Source organism: Brachybacterium epidermidis, assembly GCF_015209585.1.
Lineage (GTDB): Bacteria > Actinomycetota > Actinomycetes > Actinomycetales > Dermabacteraceae > Brachybacterium > Brachybacterium epidermidis.
This window is the reverse complement of the sequence record NZ_JADEYR010000002.1, coordinates 98,855-123,503: the sequence shown is the minus strand read 5'-3', so window position 1 is coordinate 123,503 and position 24,649 is coordinate 98,855. Positions and strand designations below refer to the sequence as shown.

General features: G+C 69.4%; 18 protein-coding genes. 10 read left to right on the top strand and 8 right to left on the bottom strand.

Translation table 11 applies throughout. From position 1 onward, the window contains the following. Positions 1–961 precede the first annotated feature (961 nt). The 4 genes from IOE58_RS03240 to IOE58_RS03225 all read left to right on the top strand — a co-directional run bounded on the left by IOE58_RS03240 (position 962) and on the right by IOE58_RS03225 (position 4,597). Positions 962–2,197 carry a discoidin domain-containing protein gene (locus IOE58_RS03240; RefSeq protein WP_193865001.1) on the top strand — a complete coding sequence of 412 codons (1,236 nt, stop codon included), beginning with the start codon at positions 962–964 and terminating at the stop codon, positions 2,195–2,197. 44 nt (positions 2,198–2,241) lie between these two features. Next, a complete protein-coding gene (locus IOE58_RS03235) occupies positions 2,242–2,724 on the top strand; it encodes a hypothetical protein (RefSeq protein WP_259890427.1) in 483 nt (160 codons plus the stop codon). A 57-nt stretch (positions 2,725–2,781) separates the two neighbouring features. Continuing rightward, complete coding sequence (gene trxB / locus IOE58_RS03230) at positions 2,782–3,954, top strand: thioredoxin-disulfide reductase (protein WP_193864999.1); 1,173 nt, start codon at positions 2,782–2,784, stop codon at positions 3,952–3,954. 292 nt (positions 3,955–4,246) lie between these two features. Continuing rightward, positions 4,247–4,597 carry a hypothetical protein gene (locus IOE58_RS03225; protein WP_193864998.1) on the top strand — a complete coding sequence of 117 codons (351 nt, stop codon included), beginning with the start codon at positions 4,247–4,249 and terminating at the stop codon, positions 4,595–4,597. A 2,411-nt stretch (positions 4,598–7,008) separates the two neighbouring features. Here IOE58_RS03225 and IOE58_RS03220 read toward each other — a convergent pair. The 8 genes from IOE58_RS03220 to rpmH form a co-directional block, all read right to left on the bottom strand. Continuing rightward, positions 7,009–8,790: a ParB/RepB/Spo0J family partition protein gene (locus IOE58_RS03220; RefSeq protein ID WP_193864997.1), complete on the bottom strand. Its 1,782-nt coding sequence runs from the start codon at positions 8,788–8,790 to the stop codon at positions 7,009–7,011. A gap of 86 nt (positions 8,791–8,876) precedes the next feature. Beyond that, positions 8,877–9,740, bottom strand: a complete 864-nt coding sequence (locus IOE58_RS03215) for a ParA family protein (RefSeq protein ID WP_193865175.1) — start codon at positions 9,738–9,740, stop codon at positions 8,877–8,879. A gap of 52 nt (positions 9,741–9,792) precedes the next feature. After that, positions 9,793–10,485: a 16S rRNA (guanine(527)-N(7))-methyltransferase RsmG gene (gene rsmG, locus IOE58_RS03210; RefSeq protein WP_193864996.1), complete on the bottom strand. Its 693-nt coding sequence runs from the start codon at positions 10,483–10,485 to the stop codon at positions 9,793–9,795. Between the two features lie 8 nt (positions 10,486–10,493). Continuing rightward, positions 10,494–11,225 carry a Jag family protein gene (locus IOE58_RS03205; protein ID WP_431831690.1) on the bottom strand — a complete coding sequence of 244 codons (732 nt, stop codon included), beginning with the start codon at positions 11,223–11,225 and terminating at the stop codon, positions 10,494–10,496. 69 nt (positions 11,226–11,294) lie between these two features. Further along, positions 11,295–12,401, bottom strand: a complete 1,107-nt coding sequence (yidC, locus tag IOE58_RS03200) for a membrane protein insertase YidC (RefSeq protein WP_193864995.1) — start codon at positions 12,399–12,401, stop codon at positions 11,295–11,297. An 86-nt stretch (positions 12,402–12,487) separates the two neighbouring features. Continuing rightward, positions 12,488–12,766 carry a membrane protein insertion efficiency factor YidD gene (gene yidD, locus IOE58_RS03195; protein ID WP_228018767.1) on the bottom strand — a complete coding sequence of 93 codons (279 nt, stop codon included), beginning with the start codon at positions 12,764–12,766 and terminating at the stop codon, positions 12,488–12,490. A gap of 11 nt (positions 12,767–12,777) precedes the next feature. Then, positions 12,778–13,155 carry a ribonuclease P protein component gene (gene rnpA, locus IOE58_RS03190; protein WP_193864993.1) on the bottom strand — a complete coding sequence of 126 codons (378 nt, stop codon included), beginning with the start codon at positions 13,153–13,155 and terminating at the stop codon, positions 12,778–12,780. Between the two features lie 26 nt (positions 13,156–13,181). Beyond that, positions 13,182–13,319 carry a 50S ribosomal protein L34 gene (rpmH, locus tag IOE58_RS03185; protein WP_193864992.1) on the bottom strand — a complete coding sequence of 46 codons (138 nt, stop codon included), beginning with the start codon at positions 13,317–13,319 and terminating at the stop codon, positions 13,182–13,184. 426 nt (positions 13,320–13,745) lie between these two features. On the opposite strand from rpmH, the gene dnaA reads away from it, so the two are divergent. The 6 genes from dnaA (at position 13,746) to gyrA (ending at position 24,647) form a co-directional block, all read left to right on the top strand. Beyond that, positions 13,746–15,446 (top strand): chromosomal replication initiator protein DnaA, encoded by a 1,701-nt coding sequence (gene dnaA, locus IOE58_RS03180; RefSeq protein WP_193864991.1) that lies wholly within the window; start codon positions 13,746–13,748, stop codon positions 15,444–15,446. Positions 15,447–15,852: 406 nt separating this feature from the next. Further along, a complete protein-coding gene (dnaN, locus tag IOE58_RS03175; protein ID WP_193864990.1) occupies positions 15,853–16,977 on the top strand; it encodes a DNA polymerase III subunit beta in 1,125 nt (374 codons plus the stop codon). 20 nt (positions 16,978–16,997) lie between these two features. After that, entirely contained in the window at positions 16,998–18,263 is a 1,266-nt protein-coding gene (recF, locus tag IOE58_RS03170) for a DNA replication/repair protein RecF (protein ID WP_193864989.1), read from the top strand. After that, positions 18,260–19,117: a DciA family protein gene (locus IOE58_RS03165; protein WP_259890418.1), complete on the top strand. Its 858-nt coding sequence runs from the start codon at positions 18,260–18,262 to the stop codon at positions 19,115–19,117. The genes recF and IOE58_RS03165 overlap by 4 nt, the downstream gene beginning before the upstream one ends. A 378-nt stretch (positions 19,118–19,495) precedes the next feature. Next, complete coding sequence (gene gyrB / locus IOE58_RS03160) at positions 19,496–21,592, top strand: DNA topoisomerase (ATP-hydrolyzing) subunit B (protein ID WP_193864988.1); 2,097 nt, start codon at positions 19,496–19,498, stop codon at positions 21,590–21,592. 97 nt (positions 21,593–21,689) lie between these two features. Next, positions 21,690–24,647: a DNA gyrase subunit A gene (gene gyrA, locus IOE58_RS03155; protein ID WP_193864987.1), complete on the top strand. Its 2,958-nt coding sequence runs from the start codon at positions 21,690–21,692 to the stop codon at positions 24,645–24,647. The last annotated feature ends 2 nt before the right edge of the window (positions 24,648–24,649 follow it).

Genomic DNA, 24,649 nt, shown 5'->3' with positions numbered 1-24,649 from the left:
TGCACCCCGAGACGGCACGCGCGATCATCGGGGAGGCCGCCCGGGGGGTGGAGACGGCTCGCCGCCGCGGGGTGCGCCACCAGTTCCTGGACTCCAACCGCGTCTTCGTGGACACCGCATCCGGCCAGGTCACGATCCTGGGCGTGGGGGTGGAGGCCGCGTCACATGCGGGGCTGGACCGTTCGGGGGCCATTGCCTCCTTCCAGGACACCCGGGCTCTGGTGGCCCTGCTGTACCGGGCACTGGCGGGTCGCAGCCCGCACCGCAGCGGGGCGGGCCCCGTCCCCCGCCCCTCGCAGATCGCACAGCCCCCTGTGCCCGCCGATCTCGACCTGCTGTGCGATCTGGTGCTGAACGAAGCCGCTGAGGTCATCCCCGAGACCAGCCGGGATCTGATCGCCGAGTTGGAGCCGTGGCAGTCGATCCCGGTCACGCTCGAGGCGTACGAGCGGAACGAGGAGAGCGCCCCTGGCAGGGATGGGCAGGCGGCCCCTGCTCCCGGCAAGGAGGCGCCCGATCCCGCTGCTCCTGAGCAGGGGGATGCCGTCTCCGATCAAGGGGCCACCGCCGCCGAAGCTGCAGCTCTCGCAGGCTCGGCCGGGGCCGGTGTGACTGCCGGCGCGGCCGGTGCAGTGGCAGGGGCGGGTGCGACTGCGCGCCTGGGCGAGCACAGCGCGGCCGAGGACCCCGTCCCTCGGTCGCCTCCACCGGGGCGGGCGACGACGGCGATCCCGCCGCGTCGGAGGACCCGGCCACGCCGGCGCCGCAGGACCCCTCCCACTCCCAGCAGGCTCAGTCGCTCATCAGGGACCTTCGCCTGGACCAGAAGCGCGATGACGCCGCTTTCCCCGGGCACCTCGACATCACCCTGCCGCGTCGACCGCAGACCGCTGAGGCGTCGCAGGACGCGCTGGGCTCCGACGCTGCGCGCGACTCAGACGCCATGCGCGACTCGGGCGCCATGCGCGACTCAGAGTCCGGGCGCTCGGAGGACCGGACTCCCGGCCCTGCCGCTGCCGACGTCGACGCTCCGGATCGGGGCGCCGGTCGCGGCGCTGCCGGTGTCGCTGCTGCTGGTGCCGCTGCCGCCGGTGCTGCTGCTGGGGCGAGCAGCAGCAGCGCGGGCTCCTCGCCGCTGCCGGCGCGTCGCTCCGGCACCCTGTGGCCGCTGGCCCCGCGCCGCGAGGACGATCCTGCCCAGCCGTCGGGCGATCCTTCCCAGCCGCCGGCCGAGGACTGGGCGGACGGGTCCCGCACGCCCTCGCAGGCTGCGCTTACCCCGGGCGTCGTCGGACAGCCCGCCGAGGGCGCTGCCACCCCGTCGTCCCCGGAGCAGACGGCTGCCATGGCACCGGTCGCGCCGTCCGAGCCGACCGGGCCGATCGTGGTGCGCGGGCGTGACCGCTCCTCGCTCGAGGGCACCGACCTGGACACCACGGTGCCGATCGGACGGGCGGCTCTGCTGCGCGACGTGGTCAACGTGGCTGTGGACTCGGACGACCCCGACGCGTACACCATGGGGCCGCTGCCGGCCGAGCAGCGTTCCCGGATCTCGCAGTGGATCCTGCTGGGCGGCGTGCTGCTGGTGATCGTGGCGATGGTGCTGGCCCTGTCCACCATCACCTCCGGGCTTCGCGACCGGGTCACGAATCCTCTCAACACCGATCCCCCCGAGGCGTCGGCGGGGGCCCCGGTCAGCGACGGCGGGGGCGAGGAGCCCGCGGAGGAGGAGCCCACCGAGGAGGAGCCGCCGGCCCCGCCGGCCGCTCTGCGCGGCGTCGAGGTGTTCACGCTGGGCTCGGACCGTGCACCGGACAACGCCGACCAGACCGAGCGCATCACCGACGGTGATCCCGGCACCTTCTGGTCCACGCAGATCTACACGAACTCGCAGTACGGCAACCTCAAGGACGGCGCGGGGCTGCGCCTGGATCTCGGGGAGCCCTCCACGCTCACAGCGGTCGTGGCCACCACCGCGCGCAACAGCGGTGGGGTGATCGAGCTGCGCGCCGTGGGTGAGGACGGCTCCCTGGGGGACGTGCTCGCCACCGGCCAGTTCACCGGTGACGGCGAGGTGCGGCTGGCACCTCCGGAGCCGATCGAGACCCAGCAGGTGGCGCTGTGGTTCCCCGAACTGCCACCGGACAGCAATCGTGACGGCTTCCGCGGCCGCATCGCCGAACTGCGGGTCGAGTGATGGCGCACTCGCGGCGCAGCAGGCTGCCCGCGCGGTCCCGCTCCGTGACCGGGATCCCGCTGTCCCTGGCCCTGATCGCCCTGCTGCTGGGGCTGCAGCTCTCTGCGGCGCTCGACAGCGGCACCACCAGCCGGGTCCGCACCGGGTCCTCCTCGGTGGAGGGAGCGGCTGTCCCCGGGAAGAACGAGTCGGGTCTCCCCGTTATCACGGAGATGACCCTCGGGACCGAGGTGCAGCGCCTGATCGACAGCGGAGCCATCCTGCCCATGGCGAGCTTCGACGCCGCGCAGTGCCTGCGTGAGCAGAACATTCCCGATTCCGTGCTGATCATGGAGGAGGTGGCATGGGGCGCCGAGGAGACACCCGGCTGGCTGCTGGTGCACGGTCCCGGGGACCGCGAGACGCTGCGCTCCACCGGCGGCATCGTCTCGGCGACCGTGGTGCTGCCCCAGTGCGGATCGGTCCAGGACGCCGATCCCGCCGCGAACCTGCTGTGGACCGGCCAGGTCATGGTCGGCAGCGTCTGAGGTCGCTCCGGTGACCCGCACCCCGAACTCCCCGTACCCCATGGAAGGAACCCACCCGTGAACCAGCCCATCCAGGCCCTGAACATCCTCGGCACGACCCCTCTGGGCGCCACCGCCGAGCCCGAGACGCAGCAGGCGGCCCCCGATCACAGCGACGCCCCCGTGCACGATGTGGTCATCGTCGGCTCCGGCCCTGCCGGCTACACGGCCGCCGTGTACGCGGCCCGCGCCGAGATGAAGCCCGTGGTGATCGCGGGCGCTCTCGACGCCGGCGGCGCGCTGATGACCACCACTGACGTGGAGAACTTCCCCGGCTTCCCCGGGGGCGTGCAAGGGCCCGAGCTGATGGCGCAGATGCAGGAGCAGGCCGAGCGGTTCGGCGCTGAGATCCTGTTCGAGGACGCGGTGGACCTCCAGCTGGAGGGTGAGATCAAGACAGTCACTCTCGATGACGGCACCGTGCACCGCGCGAAGGCCCTCATCATCGCCACCGGTTCCGCCTACCGCGAGCTCGGTGTGGAGGGCGAGGAGCGGCTCTCGGGCAAGGGCGTCAGCTGGTGCGCCACCTGCGACGGCTTCTTCTTCAAGGACCAGGACATCGTGGTGGTCGGCGGTGGCGACAGCGCCGTGGAGGAGGCCACGTTCCTCACCCGCTACGCCACCAACGTGACCCTGGTGCACCGCCGGGACGAGCTGCGGGCCTCCAAGATCATGGCCCGGCGCGCCGAGGCCGATCCCAAGCTGCGCTTCGCCTGGAACAGCCAGGTGGTGAGCATCAACGGTGAGGACAAGGTGGAATCGGTGACCCTGCGGGACGTGGAGACCGGGGAGGAGCGCACCCTTCCCACCGGCGCCGTGTTCGAGGCCATCGGGCACGTGCCGCGCACCGAGCTGCTGCGCGGGAAGCTCGAACTGGATGCGCAGGGATACATCGTGTGCAAGGACCGCTCCACCTACACGTCCGTTCCAGGAGTCTTCGCTGCCGGCGACGTGGTCGACCACACCTACCGGCAGGCCATCACTGCCGCGGGATCCGGCTGCCAGGCCGCGCTGGACGCGGAGCGCTGGCTCACCGACCAGGCAGCGCTGGCTTTCGCCGGGGAGGCAAGCCCCCGCGAGGCCGCCGCCGACGAGGTGCCGACGGAGCCCTCCGCACCGGAGGCCCAGCTCACCCCCGTCACGCCGGGGACGGAGTCCGACGCGTCGACGACACTGCCCGCAGCGGAGTGATCGGCGCGGCACCGATCCGAACCGACCTGGGCTCCTTCTCATGAGCAGCCCCTCCATGCCAGGGGCGGGGAGGCCTTCGCGGAAGGACCGGTCGGCTGACGTGGAGCACCCGGTGCACCCAGACCAGCCGACTGACCTGGAGCTGCTCGCTGATCCGGAGCAGCCGACTGACCTGAGCGGGGACCGTCCTGCCGTGGTGCTGGTGACCGCATCGTGGTGCGGTCCGTGCCGACCGGCACCCACGGTGCTTCGTGAGCTGGGCCGACGGTGGGGGCCGTCTGTGCATGCGGTCATGATCGAGGACCCGTCCGATGAGGTGCTCGATCAGCTGGTGATCGACGTGCTTCCGGTCTGGCTGCGACTGGCGCCGGGAACCGTTGCCGCACCGGGGCCCGGCTCTACCCCCGTGTCGCCAAGGACTCCACTGCGCGTCGGCAAGGAGCACAGCGTGCCCGCCGGGTCCGGCGTACCTGCGGACGCAGACCCACCTCACCCGCTCATCGCCGACCTGCGCGGTGCCTTTCCGGATGGCACGCCGGTGCGACTTCGCGGGGAGTGGTCCATCACCAAGCGTCACGACGGTGCCCTCCCCAAGCACGAGGTCGACGTGCGGTTCGGCAGCGTGGATGCGGGTCTCGACTGATCCTGTCAAGTCATCCCGTACTCCTACCGCTGACATGCACGAACTCGCCGTGCACCATGGTGTGCACACAGTTGTCCACACACAGCGGCACATCAGTCCACAAGGTCATCCACAGGAAAATGTGGACAAGGTCGAGGTCGTGAATCATCTCTACTCACGTGTACAAAGTAGCGTCTGACCTGCAGTTTTGCTCATTCCCGCAGGCCACCCAGGGTAAGGGGCCTGGGCCTGGCGTGCACAGCCTGGTCCGGAACAAAGATCGACCGAGGGGGATTGTCCACACACCTACTCACAGTGTGCAAAGTCGCGGATTGAGTGGCCCTCCTCCCTCATGGCCCGGCTCCACGAGGAACATGGCTGTACCGCTCCGCTGGCTGTTCCCAGTGATGATTGCTGTCGACTTCGCCGGTGCGCTGGCGGGCGCTCGCGTCGCTGCAGCCCGCCCGGTCATTCATCAACGGCGGCCTCATGCAGCTGTGGGCAGCTCTATGTTCCGCGTGAAACGCCGCCGTCTGCGGCCGGATAGTAGAGGGTCCTCTGTCGGCGAAGCCCGCGGTGGGGTGCTCTGTCCGAACGATTCTGCCGGTTTCACGGCGAACGGGTAGACCCACTGGAGGGTTCCTAATTGAACAGCCCCCCGTGAATTGAGTCGTGACGGTGTGGCCTGCACCGCCCAGCAGCCATCACCTGGCGGTCAGAGGTTGTGTTCCATGTGAAACGGGATGCTTCGCTCGGCAAGGCCGTCGTTTCACATGGAACATACGGCGCCCATCGTCGTGATCGATCGAGTGACCTCTGTGCTCCCTAGACGACGCTGTCATTGTGGATCGGCTACCAGGCGCGACGCTAGGCGAGTTCTCCGCACAACCGAAGCCCACTCGGCGCCGCAGTCTCGGTACTGCGAGAACTCCGTTTCACATGGAACGCCCCAAGAGCTCGGCGCCACACTGGATCCGTCCGATTATTGCCGCTTCTCTTGACGCGACCGTATCGCTGCCCGCATGAACCGCGGGTGAGAGTTTCACGTGCAACCAGCTCACGTGCTGGGTGGTGACGCCGTGCGTCCAGATGGGAACGGGATCCAAGCATCGCCGATAGCACCCTTTTTGGTAGCTTCACGTGAAACTGCCCGGCACGTTGCGTGGACCGCGGTGAGCTTCGGCCTACCTGGCCCCGCTGCGCATAGCACTGGCTCCGGCAGGCGGGGTGTGCCGCTAGGAGGACGCGCGACGCTCGGGGCTACCGTAATGAGAGGCGTCCATCCGCGGCCGCACATCAAAGACACCTTGCTCCGCACGCTCCATCCACCACGGCCCGGACTGTGCGGCTGTTTCACGGGAAACTAGAGCATCGTGCCGTTACAGCTGACAACGCCGCCGACGGGGAGATGGCAAGTTGTGTTTCATCGTTGCGTTTCACGTGAATCTCATGCGCGGCTCGTAGCCAGGTTCGTGGCGGCCGCCCCGGGCCACCCCGTGCGCGGGATGGCTCCGGCCCTCGACCTCGGGAGAGCCCGCACGATCCCACCCCGCAAGTGAGCCCAGCGGCCTCGGCTGTGCGCCTGACGAGTGCTGGCCGGATCAATCCCGCTTGACCTGGCAGCCCGTCCGCGTTCCACATGCAACGCGTCATGCGGTGCAGCCCCAGTCACGGGGAATCAACTCGAATGCCCGGCAACACGGGTTACACGTGAAACATGGTGTCGGCCCCTTGCGGGGCGAGGAGAGGCCCCGCGGTTGTAATTCTCCGGATGTCCCTCGTCCACGGGGCGCACCGCTTTCTACACGGCAAATCTATACGGCGCTGTACGAGTCGCACGCACTTACTTCGCCGTTACACGAAATCTGACGTTTCCCGTGGAACCTCTGCGTCGTCCGCGTAGCCGCCCGCAAGCAAGCCGCGTGACGACTTGGCGAGCCCGCGCGAGGAGATGACGAGCGATGATCCACGTGAAACCGTTCCCGCAGTAGCGCCCAGCCTCACGCTAACCCTGATTCACGTGGAACAACGCAGCGAACGTCCGCATCATCTCACCGACCCCAAAAGGTACCGCTAGCACGTGATTCAGGGCCGTCACCGGAGCAGGACAACCGAGCGATCACCAGCGGAAACGCGTCTCATCCACACGTCTGTGCACAATGGTGGATTCAGCAGGGGCACGATGCGTCGGCGTATGCACGTGGATGCGGTCTCGCAGTGCTCTTGGGCTCAACGGGCACGTGCGTGTCACAACCACACCAGAAATGCGTGACCCGTCCGCCGCTGAGGAGGAGCGACACCGCCGAGGCTGCACGCTTATGCAGTGGACTGCATACTCTTGCACCGGGTCGCGGAACCCACCCCTATGCCGGAGCCCGGCTCTGTGCGATGTCCAGGCGCCGAGTTGCCCCGCGCCGTACACAGGGTGCCGTTCAGACCCGCTGGTCGTTCCCGTGGAACTGGGCCGGCAGCTCCAGCCCGATGCGTTCCACCAGACGCTCGAGATCCTCGATGTTGGAGAACTCCAGCGTGATCTTTCCCTTGCGCTTGCCCACGTCGATGCGAACGGGAGCCTCCAGACGATTGGAGAGCCGGCTGGTGATGTCCACGACGTGGGGATCGTAGGTGCTGCGTCGCGGGGTCCGAGTGACCGTGGGCTGTGCACCGCGGGTCACCAGGCGTTCCACCGCACGCACCGAGAGGCCCTCCTGCACGATGCGCTGGGCGAGCTCCTCCATCAGGGACGGGTCATCCAGGGAGAGGAGAGCTCGTGCGTGGCCAGCGCTGATCGCTCCGCTGGCGAGTCGTCGCTGCACAAGAGCGGGCAAGCGCATCAGGCGAAGAGTGTTGGTGATCTGAGGGCGCGACCGGCCGATCCGCTCAGCCAGCTCCTCCTGGGTGCAGCCGAAGTCCTCCAGCAGCTGCTGATATGCAGCCGCTTCCTCCAGCGGGTTCAGCTGGGATCGGTGCAGATTCTCCAGCAGCGCATCGCGCAGGAGGTCGTCGTCCCTGGTCTCACGGATGATCGCCGGGATCCGATCAAGGCCGGCACGCCGAGCTGCACGCCAACGGCGCTCGCCCATGACCAGCTCGAAGGACTCACCATCCTCCGTGACGGAGATCGGCCGCACCACCACGGGCTGCAGCACACCGACCTGCTGGAGCGACTCGGCGAGCTCGTCGAGCTCATCCTCGTCGAACATGGTGCGGGGGTTGCGCGGGTTCTCGCGGATCTCATGGATCGGGACCTCGGCGAACTCCGCGCCCGGCACGGGCACCAGGTCCGCGTCCTCATCGTCCTTGGATGCGGTATCGGGCTCCGCGGTCTCGGTCACCGAGCTCGTGTCCCGCGGCACGGACACCGGGGTGCTCTGGACCTCCTCGACGTCGACCGCGGGGCTCTCGCCAGGAGTCTCGGACACGGTGGAATCCTCCTCCACCGGCGCGGCAGCGATCGGGGAGGGAGCGACCGGTGCAGAAGCCTCGACCGGTGCGGCATCGGCGGAGCCGGACTGCGCAGGTTCGGTCGCAGCGGAGGGGCTCGCCACTGCAGGAGTCTCCTCCGAGGGCGCTTCTGCAGCGGGCGCCTGCTGCGTGCCTGCGGGATCGGCGGGCTTGGGGGAGGTGGAACGACCGGGCTTCGTCGTGGTGGACGTCGTGGCCCGGGACGAGGAGGTGCCCTTCTGTCCAGCAGTGGACGTGGTGTCACGGCGGGACTTCGATGCACCGGCCTTGGAGGTCCCCGCCTTCGATGCCCCCCCTTTCGACGTCCCCGCCTTCGACGCACTCTTCGTGGCGGTTCCCTGCCTCGAGGATCCGTCCTTGGAGGACTCGGACTCGGTGGCACCTGACCCAGCGGATGCGCCCGCGGGGGAGGATTTCGCGGTGCGGGTCCTTCGCGCGGGTGACGAGGTGCTCCTGCTGGTCGCCGTACCTCCGGCGCCGCGCCCGCGGCGCTCCGCGGCGGCGCGCGCCATGTCTCCGGCGAGATCCTGCTTGGCTGCGCGTTCGCGCTGGGGCCGGTCGGAGTCCGAGTGCACCGGTTCACCGGAGAAGAACATGTCCACCGGCCTGGTCGAGGAGCCCTTCTCCCCGGCCTCCGGCGAGGTGCGCGGGTGCGAACGGGTGCGCAGATCCTGGCCGGGTGCAGGTGCGGTGCCGGCGCCCGGGATCAGTGCGCCGAGGCCTCGACCGAGTCCGCGCTTCTGCGTCATGTGCGTCGTCCTTCCGGGTGGGTCGTCCACCGAGAGCAGGGGAACCGTTCCGCTGGGGGCGTCGTCGCCATCGGCGGATCGGGGGGTCAGGGGGCTGGGCGAATGGTGAGTTCGTGGGCTGCGGCGCGGTACGCGAGGGCGCCGCTCGACCCCGGGTCGTAGGTCAGGACCGTCTGCCCGTAGCTGGGGGCCTCGGAGATCCGGACCGAGCGCGGGATGGTGGTGGAGAAGGTCTGCTCCGGGAAGTGGTCGCGCACGTCCTGGGCCACCTGGGCGGCCAGTCTGGTACGGGCGTCGTACATCGTCAGCAGGATCGAGGAGACCACCAGCTCCGGGTTCAGGTGCTGGCGCAGCAGCTCGATGTTGTTCAGCAGCAGGGTGAGGCCCTCGAGCGCGTAGTACTCGGCCTGGATCGGGATCAGCACCTCTCGGGCCGCGACCAGGGCGTTCACGGTCAGCAGGCCCAGGGAGGGCGGGCAGTCCACCAGCACGTAGTCCAGGCGCGGGAGGCCGGCCGATTCGCGCTCGGCCAGCAGATCGCGGATGGCGCCGCGCAGCCGGTTCTCCCGGGCCACCATCGAGACCAGCTCGATCTCGGCACCGGAGAGGTTGATGGTCGCGGGCGCGCACAGCAGCCCCTCCATCTCGGGGACCGGCTGGATCACCTCTTGCATGGGGGTGGACTCCACCAGCACCTCGTACATGCTGGGCACGTCCGCGTGGTGGTCGATGCCCAGGGCCGTGGAGGCATTGCCCTGCGGGTCCACGTCCACCACCAGCACGTCCAGCCCACCCATGGCCAGGGCGGCCGCCACGTTCACGGTGGTGGAGGTCTTGCCCACCCCGCCCTTCTGGTTGGCCACCGTGATCACACGGGTGGCCTCCGGAGCAGCGAACTCGAGCCCTTCCAGCTCGCGGCGTCGAGCATGGTCACGGGCCAGTTCGCGCATCAGCGGAGTGTCGTCCAGACCGCCGCCTGCGGGCGCGGAGTCCTCGCGCTGATCAGCCACGTCGGCCTCCCTTCCTGGTCGCCTGGGGGGTGCGGAGCACGTGGACCACTGTAGTGGGAACCTCCACCTCGCCGTCCCCGTACCGCTCGATGCGGGCATCGGTCCCGCCCAGACGGCGCAGCACCGGGGCGGCCTTGTCGATCTCCTCCGCCGCGGAGCCGCCCTTCATGGCCAGCAGCGTGCCGCCCGCGGTCACCAGGGGCAGGGTCCACTTGGCCAGTTTGTCCAGCGCGGCCACGGCGCGCGCGGTGACCAGATCGAAGTCACGCTCGCCGTGCAGCTCCTCGGCACGGGCGCGCACCACCTCGATGCCCAGGCCCAGTTCCGCGTTCACCTCGTCGAGCCAGGTGGTGCGACGCTGCATGGTCTCGATCAGGGTGACGCGCAGCCCGGGCCGCGCGATCGCGATCACGATGCCCGGCAGTCCTGCACCGGAGCCGACGTCGGCCAGGGTGCCGACGGGCCGGTCAGTCGCGCCCACCTCGTCGATCGCGTCGGCCAGCAGGGCGCAGTTCAGGACGTGCCGCTCCCACAGCCGATCCACCTCGCGCGGACCGATGAGACCCCGCTCGGGGCCCTGCTCGGCGAGCATCCCGGTGAAGCGCTCGGCCAGGTCGAGACGGTCGCCGAAGAGCCGCTCGGCCGGGCCGCGCAGCTGCTCGGGAACGGTGGAGGAGGGGGCCATCCGGGACCTCAGGACGCCGGGTAGATCACGACGTGACGGTCCTTGCCATCACCGTCGGACTCCGAGCGCAGTCCCTCGCGCTTGGCGACGTCGTGGACGACCTTGCGCTCGAAGGGGTTCATGGGGCGCAGCGGCACCGGGGAGCCCCCGGACTTCGCCTGCGCGACGGCATCGGCGGCGAGATCCTCCAGGGACTCCTTGTGCTGGGCCCGGAAGCCGCAGATGTCCAGCATCAGGCGGGAGCGGTCGCCGGTGCGGGTCTGCACGGCCAGTCGAGTGAGCTCCTGCAGGGCGTCCAGCAGCTCGCCGCGCGGCTCGTTCATGCGCTTCAGCTTCTCGGCCCCGCGGATCTCCACGGAGGCACGGTCGCCGTCCACGTCGATGTCGATGTCGCCGTCGAGATCGGCGATGTCCAGCAGCTCCTCGAGGTAGTCGGCGGCGATGTCGCCCTCCTCCTCCAGGCGCTTCAGACGCTCCTGGCGGGACTCACCGGAGTCCTCGGCAGCCGGAGCACCTGCCAGGGCCTCCTGGTCGGCGGCGAAAGATGCATCACCGGTGGATGCGACAGCCTCAGCGGAGCGGGCGGGCTCTGGGGTGCCGGCGGCCTGGGCGGCCTCGCCCTGCTCCTCGAGGGTGATGATCTCGGCATCCATCGCGGTGGGATCCGGGGTGGTGCGGTCAGCGGCGGCGCCTGCGTGGCCGCCCTCGCCCGAGGGGGGCTGCGGGGTGGTGTCGTTCATCGGTGGTCCTCCTGGAATGCTGCGGGAAAAAGGATGTCCCGGGAGCAGCAGTGCTCCCCTCGGACACGGTCACTTGTGGCGCTTGGAGCCCTTCTTGGAGCCCTTGGATCCCTTGTTCAGGGGCGAGGTGGACGGCGCGGGCTTCTCCTGGGCGGCGCGGGCCTGCTGGGCAGCCCGGCGCTGCTCCTGCGCCTTGGCGCGGGCGGCGCGGGCCTGCGCCAGCTTCTCCTGATCACTGAGGCTCTTGTTCTTCTTGGGCTGCACGCGGATGGGGGCAGCCTCCTCGGGCTCCTCCACGACCTTCTTCTTCGGCGTGAAGTCCAGGGGCTCCAGGCCCTTCTTCTCGCGCTTGGCGTTGATGCGGGCCTGGCGCTGCTTCTCCGCATCGGAGCCCGGGGTGGGGGTCGCGCGGATGACGATGTACTGCTGGACGAAGGTCCACACGTTGGTGGTGAGCCAGTAGATGAGCACACCGATCGGCATGCCCGGTCCCGTGATCACGTAGATGAACGGGAGCATGTACAGCATCATCTTCTGCGTGCTGGCCATCGGCCCCTCGAGGGCTGCCTTGGGCATGTTGCGCATGGTCAGCTCCTTCTGGGTGATGAAGGTGACCGCGCACATGAGAGCGATGATGATGCCGGAGACGAGCTTGGTGGTCAGACCGCCGGCGCCGGACTGCAGGAAGCTGTCGGCGATGGTGACGTTGCCGAGGAAGGTACCGGTGTAGGCGCTGTGGGCCAGTTCCGGGGTGAGCGGGCCGAAGCCCTCACCCCCGGCGGCCTGGGGCAGCTTGGTGAACAGCACCCGGAACAGCGCGAAGAAGATCGGCATCTGCAGCAGGATCGGCAGGCACGAGGAGAACGGGCTGGCGCCGGCCTCCTTGTAGATGGCCATGGTCTCCTGCGCCATCGCCTGGCGGGACTCCGGGTCCGTCTTGCCCTTGTACTTCTTCTGCACGGCCTGCAGCTCGGGGCTGACCATCTGCATCGCCCGGGAGGCCCGGATCTGACGTACGAACAGCGGGATGATCAGGGTCCTGATCACCACGGTGAGGCCCACGATCGACAGCGCCCAGGTCCAGCCGGAGTCGGGGTCCATGAACACGGACAGCAGCCTGTGGAACTGCACCATGATCCATGCCACGGCCCATTCGATGGGATACAGAGGGTTCATCGGCCTGGTTCTTCCTGCCGCCCGGATGCGCATGACGTCCATGCGATGTGACGGCTGTGGGTCGGGGTTCTGGACAAGGGTAGGCCCTAGCGGGCCGGTCTCCGCAGTCGACGTGGATTGGTCCACATCCCCGGGGCGGGAACCGGATCGGGGCCGCCGCGGGTGAGCGGGTTGCAGCGCAGGATGCGCCACGCGGTGAGCAGGGTCCCCTTCACGGCGCCATGGACGCGCAGGGCGTCCATGCCGTACTGGGAGCAGACGGGGTAGAAGCGGCAGGCCGGCGGCGTGTACGGCGAGATTCCCACCTGGTAGGCCCGCACCGGCAGTGCCAGCAGGCGGCGCGGCAGGTGCCTCACGGTGCGCATTGAAGTGCCCATCAGAGCGCCGCCTCTCCAGCGGAGCGCCGGGAGAGCTTGCGGGTGGCTGAATCGAGCGCACCGGCCAGATCCGCCTCGAGCTGGTCGAAGGCCAGCGCATCGATGCCCGGCAGGGCGCGCACCACCACGGCGGCGGTCGGGGGCAGCTGCGCCAGCAGCGGCCGGATGATCTCCCGCATCCGACGGGTCACGCGGTTGCGCACCACGGCGTTGCCGATCTTCTTGGACACGACGAATCCCACGCGGGGTGCCTCCGGCCCCTCCGGCAGGAGGGCCAGATGCACGACCACGTGGGATCGGGCGCTGCGCACGCCACGGCGGGTGACGGCGCGGAAGTCGTCGCCGGTGCGGAGCCGGTGACGGGACCAGGGGGTCACGGTCCCGACGCTGCCGGCCTGCGGCCTCAGGCCGACAGTTCGCTGCGGCCCCGGGCGCGACGCGCGTTGACGATGGCGCGGCCTGCGCGAGTGCGCATGCGGGCGCGGAAGCCGTGCTTCTTGGCGCGACGACGGTTGTTCGGCTGGAAGGTGCGCTTGCTCATCGGTTCTCCTCGATCATGGGCACGGACGTGCCCCTCGCGGTGGCATGTGGTCTGCTGCGCGGACGGGCTGATCGGGCGCTCGCGCGGATGACGGAGCGGCTGCCGGGTGACCGGACCGACCAGGACGACGTCCCGGTGACGTCTACAGGTCGGCTCGCAGCGCTGACTGCACGATCCTAGGGGCGGGGCGTCGAGGGGTCAACGGCTGAGGCGCAGGTGAGCGCCGGTGTGGCCGGTTTCTCACTGCGCGCCGTATGCCCACGGGCGTCTCCACGGCGGTAGCGGACGGCGGTGAGGGGACGCACATCCCGGGAACCGCCCGCCCCGACCAGGTGCGGCCACCCGACGCCCCACACATCCACACCAGCGATCCACACGATTGTGGATCATGTGGAAAACTACCTGGACTGCTGCCTTCCACCGGAGATGATCATGAATGACACGCGGATCGACGTCGAGGTGATCTGGGACCGCACCCTTCAGATCCTGCGCCGTGACGAGACCGTGTCCCCCCGGGTGATGGCCCTGCTCACCCTGTCCCGACTGATGGCCGTGGTGGCGGACACCGCCCTGCTGGCAGCCCCCTCCACCTCTGCGAAGGAGCTGTTCGAGCACCGGATCGTGGACTCCCTCAAGAGTGCGCTCAGCGAGGCCGCCCAGCGCGAGATGCGCTTCGCGGTGACCGTGGACGAGTCCCTGCTGCTGGAGGGGGACGACGAGGATCCCGCCCCCGCCGGTGCGGTGATCTCCCGTCCCACCAGCGCCGGTGCACACTCTGTGGACAACTCTGTGGATGGTTCTGCGGAGGATGTCCACATCGGCCCCTCCGACGGTGGATTCACCCGTGCAGGCAGCGGTGACCGGTCAGGGACCGCAGGTGGCACAGGCAGCATCGCCCCGTCGGCCACCGCCGCGCACTCCTCGACCCCGCCGGCCCAGTGGGGCCCGAACTCGGCCCGGCCCATTAGCAGCACCTCCCCTGCCGGTAGCCGATCCCTGTGGTCCCCTCCCACCGCGGATTCCCCGGCGCCGGCACCGCGGGCCCCGCTCGCCGAGACCACGCTGGTGGGCGATTCGCGCCTGAACGGCAAGTACACCTTCGACACCTTCGTGATCGGCTCCTCGAACCGTTTCGCGCAGGCAGCCTGCTCGGCCGTGGCCGAGACCCCCGCCAAGGCATACAACCCGCTGTTCATCTACGGCGGCTCCGGCCTGGGCAAGACCCACCTCCTGCACGCCGTGGGCCACTACGCCCAGAGCCTGTACCCGGAGATCGTGGTGCGGTACGTGAACTCCGAGGAGTTCACCAACGACTTCATCAACTCCGTGCAGTCCGGCCAGTTCGGCAAGGCCCAGGAGTTCCAGCGCCGCTACCGCGACATAGACATCCTGCTGATCGACGACATCCAGTTCCTTCAGCGCGCACCGGAGACGATGGAGGCGTTCTTCCACACCTTCAACACGCTGTACAACTCGGACAAGCAGATCGTGATCACCTCGGACCTTCCCCCCAAGGAGCTGGGAGGCTTCGAGGACCGCATGCGCTCGCGCTTCGAGATGGGCCTGATGACCGACGTCCAGCCTCCGGATCTGGAGACCCGCATCGCGATCCTGCGCAAGAAGGTGGCCCAGGAGAACACCGGCGAGGTGCCCCACGACGTGCTGGAGTACATCGCCAGCCACATCGCCACCAACATCCGCGAGCTCGAGGGCGCACTGATCCGGGTCCAGGCGCTGCACTCCCTGTCCCGGCAGCCGATGGACGTCACACTCGCCCAGAGCGTGCTGAAGGACCTGCTCAGCCACGACGACGGCACCCAGATCACCGCCTCCACGATCATCGCGCAGACGGCCACTTACTTCGGTCTTTCGGTCGAGGAGATCATCGGCACTGGGCGCTCGCGGCGCCTGGTCTCGGCCCGGCAGATCGCGATGTACCTGTGCCGTGAGCTGACCGACATGCCGCTGATCCGCATCGGCGAGGAGTTCGGCGGCCGCGACCACACTACCGTGATGCACGCCAACAAGAAGATCAGCGAGCTGATGAAGGAGCGCCGCGCGATCTTCAACCAGGTCACGGAGCTGACGGCACGGATCAAGAGCTCCAATTCCAGCTCCCGGCACTGAGGGATCACACGCGGGAGAGGGCCCTGCTCCTCCCCAATGTGGACAACTCTGTGGATGGTGTGGACGGATTGGCATCCATGCAGGAGATGGTGTGCATGGCGGAATCACAGGAATCGGCTGTGAGGGCTTCGTCCTGCACAGTCCGACCACGCCGGAACGCGTGTGATTCACACTCCGTCCATCTGTCGCTCATCGGTGATGACCTGCGAGGACGGTGGTTGTCCACGGAATCCACAGCCGTGATGAAGAGGACTGCAGTTATGTGCTCGACGGGGATGTGGATGGGGCGCCGGGGGCGGGCACCAGGGAAGTCAAGGATCTCAGCCGGTGTGTCGGCGGAAGGGTCACGGAGCGGATACGCTGGGTCCCGATCGTGAATGACGACCCTTCCGAAGGAGTGGCAACGGTGAAGTTCCACCTCGACCGCGGCGTTCTGGGCGACGCCGTCTCCTGGGCCACCCGCACCCTCCCCGTGCGACCGGCGATGCCCATCCTGCAGGGTGTGCGGATCGTGGCCGACGCCGGCGGTGAGCTGCAGCTGTCCACCTTCGACTACGAGGTCAGCGCGCAGATCACCATCGACGCCGAGGTGGACCAGCCCGGCGAGGTGCTGGTGCAGGGCCGGATGCTCTCGGACATCGTGAGGGCCCTGCCCAACAAGGACGTCACCGTCGCCCTCGAGGGGACCAAGCTCCAGGTCCGCTGCGGCAGCGCTCGCTTCGCCCTGGCCACCCTGCCGGTCGAGGAGTACCCACAGCTGCCGGCCATGCCGCCCGTGGCCGGATCCGTCCCGGCCGACGTGTTCGCCGAGGCGATCTCCCAGGTGACCGTGGCCGCCTCCAAGGACGACACCCTCCCCCTGCTCACCGGCGTGAAGATCGAGATCTCCGGCGAGACCATGACGCTGATGTCCACCGACCGCTACCGGCTGGCGATGCGCGAGCTCACCTGGAACCCGGCCAGTCCCGGCACCGAGCTGACCGCCCTGGTGCGCGCCCGCACCCTGCACGAGGTGGCCCGTTCCCTGGCAACCGGGGGCAGGGTCGACATCGCCCTGTCCCAGGAGGGTTCGGCGAACCTGATCGGCTTCGAGGCCGGCGGCCGCCGCACCACCTCCACCCTGGTCGACGGCGACTACCCGCCCGTGCGCCGCCTGTTCCCCGACTCCACCCCGATCACCGCCGTGGTCGCCACCGGGCCGCTCATCGACGCGGTCAAGCGCGTGTCCCTGGTGGCCGAGCGCAACACTCCCGTGCGGCTCTCCTTCACCGAGGGTCAGGTGGCTCTGGAGGCCGGCGCCGGTGACGACGCCCAGGCCAGTGAGGTGCTCGAGGCGCAGCTGGACGGCGAGGACCTGGTGGTCGGATACAACTCCGGCTTCCTGCTGGACGGTCTGAGCGCCCTGGGCACCGAGTTCGCGCGGCTCACCTTCACCGACTCCATCAAGCCCTCCGTCATGGCCGGCCAGGAGTCTCTCGAGGGCAGCCCCAGCAGCTCGTACAAGTACCTGATCATGCCGATGCGGATCTGAGCGGCGGGGGTGACCCCTCCGTGCTGCTGACCTCCCTCGAGCTCACCGACTACCGCTCCTACCCCCGGCTGTCCCTGGCCGTGAAGCCCGGGATCACCGTGCTGGTGGGACGGAACGGCCAGGGAAAGACGAACATCGTCGAGGCCGTCTGGTACCTCGCCACCCTCTCCAGCCACCGTGTCTCCCACGATGCCGCGCTGGTGCACCGCGGCGAGAGCACCGCCATCATCCGCGCGAGCTTCCTGCGCGCCGGCCGCCCCCTGCAGGTGGACCTCGAGATCACCCCGGGCCGCTCCAATCGTGCCCGCGTGCAGGGCAGCGGCCTCAGTCGGCTGCGGGACCTGCTGGGAGAGGTGCGAGCGGTGCTGTTCGCCCCGGAGGACCTGGGCCTGGTCAAGGCCGATCCCGAGGGCCGGCGGCGGTTCCTGGACGAGCTGCTGTTCGTCATCGCCCCGCGCTACGCCTCGGTCAAGGCCGACTACGACCGGGTGCTCAAGCAGCGCTCCAACCTGCTCAAGCAGATGCGGTCCATGAGACGCGGCAGCAGCGGCCGGTCTGTGGGCGGGCTGGACCCCGCCGAGTCCGCCGAGTCCACCCTGGTGGTGTGGGACCAGCAGCTGGCCCGACTGGGTGCGGACCTGCTGCGTGCGCGACTGCACCTGGTCAATCGCCTGCGCCCCCATGTGGGCTACTCCTACCTGCGGGTCTCCTCCGACGAGGGTGCCGAGGAGTCCCTCTCCCTGCCCCCGGACCAGCGGCCCGAGGTGAACTCCCCGGCCGATGTCGCCTACCGCTCCGCGGTGCTCGACGAGCTCGGTGCCCTGCCCGGCACGCTCCCCACCACCGTCGAGATCCACGATGTGATGCTGCGGATGCTGGGCGAGAGGCACGACGAGGAGATCGACCGCGGCGTCACCCTGGTGGGCCCCCACCGCGACGACATGGAGATCCGTCTGCACGACTTCCCCGCCAAGGGGTATGCGAGCCATGGCGAGAGCTGGTCGCTGGCCCTGTCGCTGCGCCTGGGCTCCTACGACCTGCTGCGACTGGAGGAGGGGGATCTCGGCGACGGCGAGCCCATCCTGATACTCGACGACGTGTTCAGCGAGCTGGACGTGCACCGCCGTGAGCGCCTGGGACGCATCGTCACCGGCGCCACCCAGGTGCTGATCACCACCGCCAACGACACCGACATCCCCACCTCCCTGCACGGGGACATGCACCTGGTGGACGTGACGCTCGGCGAGGCGGTGCCGCGCAGCAGCAGCGCCGGGAGCAGCTGGTGAGCGGCCGCATGACTCCGCGCCGCGGCGGGTCTGCGCCCGGCGGTGGCAGCGCAGCTGACGGTAGGCGTCGCACCCCGCCCCCGACCCTGCCGCGACCGTCGCTGGCGAACCCCTACGACCTGTCCACGTGGCGCCGGGACGACACATCGGCGCAGCGCCTCGGTGCCGCGCATCTGCCGCAGGAGCCGCCGACCGAGCAGACCCGCGCCCAGCGCCAGGCGAGCTGGCCGGAGCCGGGTCCCGGTCCCGACCAGGGGGCCGATGACCAGCAGTGGGTCGACGACCGCGATCCCGAGCCGGAACCGCCTGCCTACGACCCGGTGGACCTGCCCACCCCCGCTGATCCCTTCGAGCTCGCCCGCCGCACCGTCAACCGCTCCCGGGCCGCGGCGCGAGACCGGGGCCTGTTCCCGATCTCCGCCAAGACCCAGGCCCGCGACGTGCGCGACCGATCCACTAGCGCGCCGGGCTACTCCGGCGCGCGGCCCGATCCCCGGGACCCGCAGGGCGTGCAGCTGGTGCTGCGCCGCGTGCTGGGCGACCTGGGATGGAGTGCCGGCATGAGCGCGGGACGCGTGCTCGAGGAGTGGGAGGAGATCGTCGGCGACCGGCTGGCTGTCCATTGTCGCCCGGTCTCCTTCGAGGACGGGGTGCTGGTGGTCAGCGCCTCCTCCTCCGCCTGGGCCTCCCAGCTGCGCATGCTCACTCCCCAGCTGATCACCACCATCGAGGAGCACGTGGGTTCGCACGTCGTCTCCGAGCTGCGAGTCACCGGGCCCGCCGCCGCGCAGCGCAGCTGGAAGAAGGGCCGCCGCACCGTCACCTGGCGGGGCCCGCGCGACACCTACGGGTGAGATCCCTGCGCGGCCCCGTGGCGGGAGATCACCCCTCGGCGCGTACCGGACCCCACGGGACGGCGTCCGAGTCGTTCCACGGGGGGTTCTCGGGCCTCCTGGGGGCACTTCCGCGTCGTGTTGTCCACATGATCGGGGCGTCGAATAGGTTCACGGGCCTGATTCCGATAGAATCGACCAGGTTCGACCGGCAACCCGGCGCACTGCTTCCTGTTCCCGGCCCCGAGGTCAGCGGCCTGTGGGCCCTCGCGCGCGTGCGCGAGGCGCGTCGGGCCGTTCGCGTGCCAGGCCAGGATACGTTCCGCGCCGCCACCAGGTCGAACTCCCTCGGCGCTCCACCGGAGCCGAGGGCCCCCGGACTGCGAGGAGCTGCACCACGTGAGCGACAGCGACCACCCCACGCCCGATCAGGCAGTGACCCAGGCCCAGGCCGAGCCCCCCGCGCCCAGCGCCGCGGAGAGCGCCGCTCACGCACCTGAGCACTACGAGGCCTCGGACATCACCGTTCTCGAGGGCCTCGAGGCCGTCCGCAAGCGCCCCGGCATGTACATCGGCTCCACCGGTGAGCGCGGGCTGCACCACCTGGTGTGGGAGATCGTCGACAACTCCGTGGACGAGGCCCTGGCCGGCCACGGCGACTCGATCGAGGTCACGCTGCTGGAGGACGGCGGCGTCAGGGTGGTCGACCACGCCCGCGGCATCCCGGTGGACATGCACCCCACCGAGGGCAAGCCCGCCGTGGAGCTGGTGCTCACCGTGCTGCACGCCGGCGGCAAGTTCGGCGGCGGCGGGTACGCCGTCTCCGGAGGTCTGCACGGCGTGGGATCCTCGGTGGTCAACGCCCTGTCCCGTCGGATGGAGGTGGAGATCCGCCGTCAGGGCCACGTGTGGCGCCAGGCGTACCAGCGCGGCATCCCCGAGGCCCCGCTGGACAAGGGCGAGCAGACCGAGGAGACCGGCACCACCATCAGCTTCTGGCCGGATGCGGAGATCTTCGACGCCACCGTGTTCGACGTCGAGGTGCTGCGCAAGCGCTTCCAGCAGATGGCGTTCCTGAACAAGGGCCTGGCGATCACCCTCACCGATCTGCGTCCCGCCGTCGTGGAGGAGAGCGAGGAAGACCTCGTCGACGTCGAGCTGGAGGGCGAGGGCGAGGACAAGCCCACCGGCCCCCCCACCTGGACCTACCGCTACGACCGCGGCCTGCAGGACTTCGTGGAGTTCATCAACAAGGCCAAGCGGGCCGAGGTGATCCACCCCGAGATCATCGCCTTCGAGGCCGAGGACACCGAGGTGAAGATCTCCGTCGAGGTCGCCATGCAGTGGACGGGTGCCTACTCCGAGTCGGTGCACACCTACGCCAACACCATCAACACCCACGAGGGCGGCACCCACGAAGAGGGCTTCCGCACGGCGCTGACGGCGATCGTGAACCGCTACGCCCGCGCCCAGGGCATCCTCAAGGAGAAGGACGCCAACCTCACCGGTGAGGACATCCGCGAGGGCCTGACCGCTGTGGTGTCCGTGAAGCTGGGCGAGCCGCAGTTCGAGGGCCAGACCAAGACCAAGCTGGGCAACGCCATCGCTCGCACCTTCATGGTCAAGGTGATGAACGACCAGCTGGTGGCCTGGATGGAGTCCCACCCTCAGGAGGCCCGCTCCATCGTCACCAAGGCGCAGGCCGCCGCGATGGCCCGCGAGGCCGCCCGCAAGGCCCGCGACGCCACGCGCCGCAAGTCCCCGCTGGAGACGGGCGGCATGCCCGGCAAGCTGCGCGACTGCTCCTCCCGCAACCCCGCCGAGTCCGAGATCTTCATCGTGGAGGGCGACTCCGCCGGCGGCTCGGCCGTCTCCGGTCGCGATCCGCGCACCCAGGCCATCCTGCCCATCCGCGGCAAGATCCTGAACGTGGAGAAGGCCCGGCTGGACCGCGCCCTGGACAACCAGGAGGTGCGCTCGCTGATCACCGCCTTCGGCACCGGCATCGGTGAGGACTTCGACGCCACCAAGCTGCGGTACCACAAGATCATCCTGATGGCCGACGCCGACGTCGACGGCCAGCACATCTGCACCCTGCTGCTGACCCTGCTGTTCCGCTACATGCGGCCGCTGATCGAACTGGGCCACGTGTTCATCGCGATGCCGCCGCTGTACCGCCTGAAGTGGTCCAACTCACCGCACGAGTACGTGTTCAGCGACGAGGAGCGCGATCAGCGCCTGGAGGCCGGCCGCGCGGCCGGCAAGCGGATCCCCAAGGAGAACGGGATCCAGCGCTACAAGGGCCTGGGCGAGATGGACTGGAAGGAGCTCCAGACCACCACCATGGACCGCGACGTGCGCACCCTGAAGCAGGTCACCGTGGACGAGGCCGCCGATGCGGACACCATCTTCTCGGTGCTGATGGGCGATGACGTCGACGCGCGCCGCCGCTTCATCCAGGAGAACGCCAAGGACGTCCGCTTCCTCGACATCTGACGGCCCGGGCGCCGCGCACCCCCGGTGCGCGCCCATCGGCCCGCCCCACCCGCTGCCCGTGGATCCCTCTGGATCCGACGCGAAAGGTCCTTCCCGCATGAGCGACATCCCGAACGACCCCACCACCCCCGAGGAGAACAGCGGCCTGCCCGCCGACCAGGGCGCCGGTGGGACCGGCCCCGAGCCGACGGGCACCCCGTCCGGCGCCGATGACGTCCTGCTGGAGGGCGCACCGGCCGGCCAGGTCGCCCCCGAGGGCACCACCCAGGTCACCGCCTCCGAGGCCGTCGATCGCACCGTGACGCTGGTGGACCCGCTGGACGAGAGCGAGGTCGACAAGATCAGCCAGGTCGACCTCAACCAGGAGATGCAGCGCTCCTACCTCGACTACGCGATGAGCGTGATCGTCGGCCGCGCCCTGCCGGACGTGCGTGACGGACTCAAGCCCGTCCACCGCCGCATCGTCTACGCGATGTACGACGGCGGCTACCGCCCCGACCGCTCCTTCTCCAAGTGCGCGAAGGTCGTCGGCGAGGTGATGGGCAACTACCACCCCCACGGCGACTCGGCGATCTACGACGCGATGGTGCGCCTGGTCCAGCCGTGGTCCATGCGGTACCCACTGATCCTGGGGCAGGGCAACTTCGGCTCCGCCGGTGACGACGGCGCGGCCGCCCCGAGGTACACCGAGTGCAAGATGGCACCGCTGGCCCTGGAGCTGGTGCGGGACATCGAGCAGGAGACCGTCGACACCGTCGGCAACTACGACAACACCATCCAGGAGCCGTCGATCCTGCCGGCCCGCTTCCCGAACCTGCTGGTCAACGGCTCCTCGGGGATCGCCGTGGGCATGGCCACCAACATCCCCCCGCACAACCTGCGCGAGGTCGCAGGGGCCGTGCAGTGGCTGCTGCAGAACCCCGAGGCCACCAAGCCCGAGCTGCTGGAGGCCTGCCTGCGGTTCATCAAGGGCCCCGACTTCCCCACCGGCGCCACCATCGTGGGCACCAAGGGCATCGAGGAGGCCTACCGCACCGGCCGCGGCTCCATCACTCAGCGCGCCGTGGTCAACACCGAGGAGGTGGGCGGGCGGATGGCCCTGGTGGTCACCGAGCTGCCTTACCAGGTCAACCCCGACACCCTGGCCCGCAAGATCGCCGAGCTGGTCAAGCTGGGCAAGGTGCAGGGCGTCGCCGACATCACCGACGAGACCTCCGGCCGCACCGGCCAGCGCCTGGTGCTCACCCTCAAGCGGGACGCCGTGGCCAAGGTGGTGCTCAACAACCTCTACAAGCACACCCAGCTGCAGGAGAACTTTTCCGCCAACATGCTGGCCCTGGCCGGTGGGGTGCCGCGCACCCTGTCGATCGACTCGTTCGTGCGCGAGTGGACCCGCCACCAGATCGACGTGATCGTGCGGCGCACCCAGTACCGCCTGCGCAAGGCCGAGGAGCAGATCCACATCTACCGCGGCTACCTCAAGGCGCTGGACGCGCTGGACGAGGTGATCGCCCTGATCCGGCGTTCCCCGGATGCCGACCAGGCCCGCGAGGGACTGATGGAGCTGCTGGAGATCGACGAGATCCAGGCCAACGCCATCCTGGCGATGCAGCTTCGCCGCCTGGCCGCCCTGGAGCGCCAGAAGATCATCGACGAGCACGACCGCCTGCAGGCGATGATCGAGGAGTACAAGGCGATCCTGGCCGATCCGGCCCGGCAGCGCAGCATCGTCTCCGAGGAGCTCGCCGAGATCGTGGAGAAGTACGGCGACGACCGCCGCACCCAGATCCTGCCCTTCGACTCGGACATGTCGATGGAGGACCTGATCCCGGAGGAGGACGTGGTCGTCACCATCACCAAGGGCGGCTACGTCAAGCGCACCCGCACCGACCAGTACCGGGCGCAGAAGCGCGGCGGCAAGGGCGTGCGCGGGGCGGCGCTGCGGGCCGACGACGTGGTGGAGCACTTCTTCACCACCACCACCCACCGCTGGCTGCTGTTCTTCACCAACCAGGGCCGCGTGTACCGCTCCAAGGGCTACGAGATCCCTGAGGCGCCGCGCGATGCGAAGGGCCAGCACGTGGCGAACCTGATGGCCTTCCAGCCGGAGGAGCGGATCGCCTCGGTGCTGTCCCTGGACACCTACGAGGACGCCGAGTTCCTGGTGCTGGCCACCCGCTCGGGCCTGGTGAAGAAGACCCCGCTGTCGGCCTTCGACTCCAACCGCACCGGCGGCATCATCGCCATCAACCTGCGCGAGGTGGATGGCCCCGACGGGCCCCGTCAGGACCGCGTGATCGCGGCCCGTGCCGTCAACAGCGACGACCACCTGCTGATGGTCTCCCGCAACGGCCAGTCTGTGCGCTTCCCCGCCGCCGACGACGTGCTGCGCCCCATGGGCCGCGCCACCTCCGGTGTGACCGGCATGAAGTTCCGCAACCAGGACGAGCTGCTGGCCATGGACGTGGTGCGGCCGGGCACCTTCGTGGTCACCGTGACCGACGGCGGCTTCGCCAAGCGCACCAGCATCGACGAGTACCGCCTGCAGGGTCGCGGCGGCCTGGGCATCCGGGTGGCGAAGCTGCCGGACGACCGCGGCCACCTGGTCGGTGCGGCCGTTGTGCAGGAGAGCGACGAGCTGCTGGTGGTGATGGAGCGGGGCAAGGTGGTGCGCTCGCGCGTGGACGGCGTGCCCGCCAAGGGCCGCACCACCATGGGCGTGGTGTTCGCCAAGCCCGACAAGGGCGACCACATCATCCTGGTGACCACCACCTCCGAGGCCGAGGTGGACGAGGAGATGGAGGCCGCTGAGGGCGCTGAGTCACAGGCCGCCGCTGGTGAGGCCGCGATCGCCGAGGCGATGGAGGGGACCGAGACCGCCACAGAGGCCGCCCGGGAGGACCTTCCGGCCGATCCCGATGGCGAGGCCGGTTCCGCAGATCCTGTGGAGGCTTCGCCCGCGGACGCGTCGCAGGGGACGGTCGACGGCGGCGATGATCTAGGCTCGGAGCCGTCCGACCCGTCGTCCGACGACGACACCCAGACCGAGGAGTGACC